Annotated in this window: 2 tRNA genes and 3 rRNA genes; all 5 read left to right on the top strand. The window is 53.7% G+C overall.

Annotated features, from left to right (window positions below):
• The first annotated feature begins 346 nt into the window (after nucleotides 1–346).
• The 5 genes from E0E36_RS27600 (at nucleotide 347) to rrf (ending at nucleotide 5,535) form a co-directional block, all read left to right on the top strand.
• A 16S ribosomal RNA gene (locus tag E0E36_RS27600) occupies nucleotides 347–1,868 on the top strand.
• Between the two features lie 116 nt (nucleotides 1,869–1,984).
• Nucleotides 1,985–2,058 (top strand) — tRNA-Ile (locus tag E0E36_RS27595).
• Between the two features lie 58 nt (nucleotides 2,059–2,116).
• Nucleotides 2,117–2,191: transfer RNA gene (locus E0E36_RS27890), tRNA-Ile, on the top strand.
• Nucleotides 2,192–2,404: 213 nt separating this feature from the next.
• Nucleotides 2,405–5,281: ribosomal RNA gene (locus E0E36_RS27590) — 23S ribosomal RNA — on the top strand.
• A 142-nt stretch (nucleotides 5,282–5,423) separates the two neighbouring features.
• A 5S ribosomal RNA gene (rrf, locus tag E0E36_RS27585) occupies nucleotides 5,424–5,535 on the top strand.
• The 16S, 23S and 5S rRNA genes sit together here with 2 tRNA genes alongside, the layout of an rRNA operon.
• The last annotated feature ends 38 nt before the right edge of the window (nucleotides 5,536–5,573 follow it).

The following is a 5,573-nucleotide window of genomic DNA, read 5'->3' as shown; positions in this document are numbered from 1 at the left end:
AAAAATATTTTAAAAAAATATTTTGGAGAAAAGAAAAAAGCTGTTACCTTTGCACTCCCAATCGGGAGAGAGGGGACGACGGAACGGGCGCGATGCCCGGGAAGGTGAAAGAAAAAAGCAGGAAGTACCGGAGGGGAGACCCGATGGATACGGCGGAGGCCGAAGCGTGAGCGGAGGCATTTAAAGTTCTTTAAGAAATCAGATTCATGTAGCGTAACGGACGGCCTGTTTTTTGGCGGAAGTCAAAAGGACAGGCCTGAACGGTCCGTCGGCCGGAAGATACAAAAAAGATCGGAAGGCTGCACTGAAAGAAGTGCGAAAGCCGAGATCGGAAACTTAACATTATACAATGGAGAGTTTGATCCTGGCTCAGGATGAACGCTAGCGGCAGGCCTAATACATGCAAGTCGAACGGGATCGGGGGCTTCGGTCCCCGTGAGAGTGGCGCACGGGTGCGTAACGCGTGAGCAACCTGCCCGTCCCAGGGGGATAGCCCGGAGAAATCCGGATTAATACCGCATGAGAATGCAGGTCCGCATGGGCCTTCATTTAAATATTCATAGGGGACGGATGGGCTCGCGTGACATTAGCTGGTTGGCGGGGTAACGGCCCACCAAGGCGACGATGTCTAGGGGCTCTGAGAGGAGAAACCCCCACACTGGTACTGAGACACGGACCAGACTCCTACGGGAGGCAGCAGTAAGGAATATTGGTCAATGGGGGGAACCCTGAACCAGCCATGCCGCGTGCAGGAAGACGGCCCTACGGGTTGTAAACTGCTTTTGCACGGGAATAACCCCCGGTATGTATACCGGGCTGAATGTACCGTGAGAATAAGGATCGGCTAACTCCGTGCCAGCAGCCGCGGTAATACGGAGGATCCGAGCGTTATCCGGAATTATTGGGTTTAAAGGGTGCGTAGGCGGCGCGCTAAGTCAGGGGTGAAAGACGGTGGCTCAACCATCGCAGTGCCTTTGATACTGGCGCGCTTGAATGTACCTGAGGTAGGCGGAATGTGGCAAGTAGCGGTGAAATGCATAGATATGCCACAGAACACCGATTGCGAAGGCAGCTTACCAAAGTACGATTGACGCTGAGGCACGAAAGCGTGGGGATCGAACAGGATTAGATACCCTGGTAGTCCACGCCCTAAACGATGAACACTCGATGTCGGCGATAGACGGTCGGCGTCCAAGCGAAAGCGTTAAGTGTTCCACCTGGGGAGTACGCCCGCAAGGGTGAAACTCAAAGGAATTGACGGGGGCCCGCACAAGCGGAGGAGCATGTGGTTTAATTCGATGATACGCGAGGAACCTTACCCGGGCTTGAAAGTTACTGAATTGTCCAGAGATGGACAGGTCCTTCGGGACAGGAAACTAGGTGCTGCATGGCTGTCGTCAGCTCGTGCCGTGAGGTGTTGGGTTAAGTCCCGCAACGAGCGCAACCCCTATGTTTAGTTGCCAGCACGTTAAGGTGGGGACTCTAAACAGACTGCCTGTGCAAACAGAGAGGAAGGCGGGGACGACGTCAAGTCATCATGGCCCTTACGTCCGGGGCTACACACGTGCTACAATGGGGGGTACAGAGGGCAGCGACACCGCGAGGTGAAGCCAATCTCAGAAAGCCCCTCACAGTTCGGATCGGGGTCTGCAACTCGACCCCGTGAAGTTGGATTCGCTAGTAATCGCGTATCAGCAATGACGCGGTGAATACGTTCCCGGGCCTTGTACACACCGCCCGTCAAGCCATGAAAGCCGGGGGTACCTAAAGCATGTAACCGCAAGGAGCGTGTCAGGGTAAAACCGGTAATTGGGGCTAAGTCGTAACAAGGTAGCCGTACCGGAAGGTGCGGCTGGAATACCTCCTTTCTAGAGGGCCCTCGGGCCGTTCGGTTACGCCATGAAGATTTCTTGAAAAAAGAGAGAGAGAAAAAAGAGGAAAGTGCCACAGTGCCCCTTCGGGGTCACCGGTGCGGAAGCGAAGCAGTCCCGTAGCTCAGTTGGTCAGAGCACTACACTGATAATGTAGGGGTCAGCAGTTCAAATCTGCTCGGGACTACCTGAAANTGATAATGTAGGGGTCAGCAGTTCAAATCTGCTCGGGACTACCTGAAAAGGGAGGATGGTCACGGGGACAGGCCGCAGTGATATAATGCAGGGTGCTGTCAACGGTTCGAATCCGTTATTCTCCACGCTTTTCAAATTCAAAAGTAAAAATTCAAAATTCAAAAACGCGGTACGCCGGTCGTTTTTACTTTTTGATTTTGACTTTTTAATCTGAAAAAAAAGTTCTTTGACATATCGGAAGAAAAAACACAAGAGAAGACAACAGCAGAGACGTTTCTTTCCTACGGGGAAGGGACGTGACACAAAAGCATCCCCGTACGGCAAAAGGGTACGGGGAGAAGAAAGTAAGAAAGGGCACACGGGGGATGCCTAGGCTCTCGGAGGCGATGAAGGACGTGATAAGCTGCGATAAGCGCCGGGGATCTGCAAATGAGACCTGATCCGGCGATTTCCGAATGGGGAAACCCGGCATGTTGAAGACATGCCGTTTAACAACGCGAACGCGCCGAACTGAAACATCTAAGTAGGCGCAGGAAAAGAAAATAATAATGATTTCCTGAGTAGTGGCGAGCGAAAGGGAAAGAGCCCAAACCGGATATGTTACGGCATATGCGGGGTTGTAGGACCACAATGTGGCACAGTCGGAAGAAGTGGAAGGGTCTGGGAAGGCCCGCCGTAGAGCATGAGAGCTGCGTACACGCAATGAAGACCGGCCTAGTGAGTTCCTGAGTACCGCGGGGTCGGAGACGCCCTGTGGGAATCCGGCGGCACCATCCGCCAAGGCTAAATACTACCGAGAGACCGATAGTGGACCAGTACCGTGAGGGAAAGGTGAAAAGAACCCCGAACAGGGGAGTGAAAGAGAACCTGAAACCGTGTGCTTACAAACTGTCGGAGCCCTTTATGGGGTGACGGCGTGCCTTTTGCATAATGAGCCTACGAGTTACACTTCACTGGCGAGGTTAAGCGGTTAAGCCGCGCAGCCGAAGCGAAAGCGAGTCTGAACAGGGCGTACAGTCAGTGGAGGTAGACGCGAAACCTTGTGATCTACCCATGGGCAGGTTGAAGGTGCGGTAACACGTACTGGAGGACCGAACCGATAAACGTTGAAAAGTTTCCGGATGACCTGTGGGTAGGGGTGAAAGGCCAATCAAACTGGGAAATAGCTCGTACTCCCCGAAATGTTTTTAGGAACAGCGTGGACATTGAGTCTTCCGGAGGTAGAGCTACCGATTGGGTGCGGGGGAGTCACATCCTACCAAATCCAGACGAACTCCGAATACCGGGAGATATGGTCCGCAGTGAGGCGCAGGGTGCTAAGGTCCTGCGCCGAGAGGGAAAGAACCCAGACCACCGGCTAAGGTCCCCGAGTGTACGCTAAGTTGAACTAACGAGGTCCGGTTGCCCAGACAGCTAGGATGTTGGCTTGGAAGCAGCCATTCATTTAAAGAGTGCGTAACAGCTCACTAGTCGAGCGGCCGGGCGTGGATAATAAACGGGCATTAAGTGTACCACCGAAGCCGTGGGATAGAAATATCGGTAGGGGAGCATTCCGGCGCGGGAGAAGCGGTTACGTGAGTATCCGTGGACGTTCCGGAAAAGCAAATGTAGGCATAAGTAACGATAAGGCGGGCGAGAAACCCGCCCACCGAAAGACCAAGGTTTCCTGATCAACGCTAATCGGATCAGGGTAAGTCGGGACCTAACGCGAACCCGAAAGGGGCAGCGGATGGCCAACGGGTAAAGATTCCCGTACTCTTGTATGCTGCGAAGCGGGGACGGAGGAGTGACACCGCCGCGCACTGACGGAATAGTGCGTTGAAGGCCGTAGGTAAACGTGACCCAGGCAAATCCGGGTCGAGTGCCGAAGGCCGAAAGTACGGCAAACCTCCGGGGGCGCCGATAGCGCGGGTAACCATACTCCCGAGAAAAGCCGCTAAGCTTCAGGCATATAAGACCCGTACCGCAAACCGACACAGGTGGTCGGGGAGAGAATCCCAAGGTGCTCGAGTGAATCATGGCTAAGGAACTCGGCAAAATGGCCCTGTAACTTCGGGAGAAGGGGCGCTTCCTCCGGCGACGGAGAAGCCGCAGTGAAAAGGCCCAGGCGACTGTTTAACAAAAACATATGGCTTTGCCAAATCGAAAGATGACGTATAAGGCCTGACACCTGCCCGGTGCCGGAAGGTTAAGAGGGGATGTCAACCTTCGGGTGAAGCATTGAATCGAAGCCCCGGTAAACGGCGGCCGTAACTATAACGGTCCTAAGGTAGCGAAATTCCTTGTCGGGTAAGTTCCGACCTGCACGAATGGTGTAACGATCTGGGCGCTGTCTCGGCCATGAGCTCGGTGAAATTGTGGTACCGGTGAAGACGCCGGTTACCCGCAACGGGACGGAAAGACCCCATGAACCTTCACTATAGCTTAACATTGGGACTGGGTGCAGGATGTGTAGGATAGGCGGGAGATATTGAAGCGGGTTCGCCAGGATCCGCGGAATCGTCCTTGAAATACCGCCCTTTCTGTATCCGGTTCCTAACCCCCCTCCGGGGGGGACATTGTTTGGTGGGTAGTTTGACTGGGGTGGTCGCCTCCAAAAAGGTAACGGAGGCTTTCAAAGGTAAGCTCAGTACGCTTGGTAACCGTACGCGGAGTGCAATGGCAAAAGCTTGCTTGACTGTGAGACATACAAGTCGGACAGGGTCGAAAGACGGACATAGTGATCCGGTGGTTCTGCATGGAAGGGCCATCGCTCAAAGGATAAAAGGTACTCTGGGGATAACAGGCTGATCTCCCCCAAGAGCTCATATCGACGGGGAGGTTTGGCACCTCGATGTCGGCTCGTCACATCCTGGGGCTGGAGAAGGTCCCAAGGGTTCGGCTGTTCGCCGATTAAAGTGGCACGCGAGCTGGGTTCAGAACGTCGCGAGACAGTTCGGTCCCTATCTGTTGTGGGCGCAGGAAGTCTGAGTGGGGCTGACCTTAGTACGAGAGGACCGGGTTGGACCGGCCGCTGGTGAATCTGTTATGCCGCCAGGTGTACGGCAGAGTAGCTATGCCGGGAATAGATAAGCGCTGAAAGCATCTAAGTGCGAAACTAGCCACGAGATGAGACTTCCTTACAGGGCCGTGGGAGACTACCACGTCGATAGGCGGCAGGTGTAAAGGTAGAGATACCACAGCCGAGCCGTACTAATAGCCCGAAGCTTTCTCAAGCGCAGCAGGCTGTTGTCTTCCTGTTTTTTTTCTTCCGTTATATATGTCGACCGGGTTATAAGTTGTAGGTTATAGGTTATAAGTTGCAGGTTATGGGAACTTAAAACGAATAACTTAAAACGTAAAACTCAGATAAGATATTCAGGTGCCTATATCGGCGGTGTCCACCTCTTCCCATCCCGAACAGAGAAGTTAAGCCCGCCAGAGCCGATGGTACTGCAGTAACATGTGGGAGAGTAGGTCGGTGCCGATCTTTACAGAAGGCCGCCGTGCATTGCACGGCGGCCTTTC

This window comes from Olivibacter jilunii, assembly GCF_900607235.1.
GTDB classification, from domain to species: Bacteria; Bacteroidota; Bacteroidia; order Sphingobacteriales; family Sphingobacteriaceae; genus Olivibacter; species Olivibacter oleidegradans.
The sequence above is the reverse complement of the archived record's forward strand: the minus strand, read 5'-3'. Positions and strand labels throughout refer to the sequence as shown.